General features: G+C 57.8%; 1 protein-coding gene. It reads right to left on the minus strand.

The window, feature by feature from the left end; genetic code table 11:
- Nucleotides 1-224: hypothetical protein (locus RMT89_RS42100; RefSeq protein WP_315889037.1), on the minus strand; the 224-nt coding region annotated here is incomplete at its 3' end.
- Nucleotides 225-306: the final 82 nt, after the last annotated feature.

Below are 306 nucleotides of genomic sequence, written 5' to 3' on the forward strand. Positions count from 1 at the left end.
TCGACAATTGCCGGGTTGTTCTTCGCCTGTGCAGCGTCCACGGCTTCGCTTTCAGTGTCATAGGGCGTCTTGGACAGCGGATTGCCGCGTGCATCGCAGACATACCATTTACCGTCAATATTGGTCGTCAGGTGCGTTGAACCGGCCACGGTAACGGGCAGGCCGTCGCGCATTTCGCCACTCTCCACAATCGGGCCGCCTGTGGCGTTGGGATCGCGTGTCATGGTGCGACGGTCAACCGGGTTGCTATTCGTCTTGTCAGCGTCATGTGTTGGCATTTGAGTGTCTCCTATAGGGTTGCAGCAC

Source organism: Streptomyces sp. P17 (assembly GCF_032436805.1).
Lineage (GTDB): Bacteria > Actinomycetota > Actinomycetes > Streptomycetales > Streptomycetaceae > Streptomyces.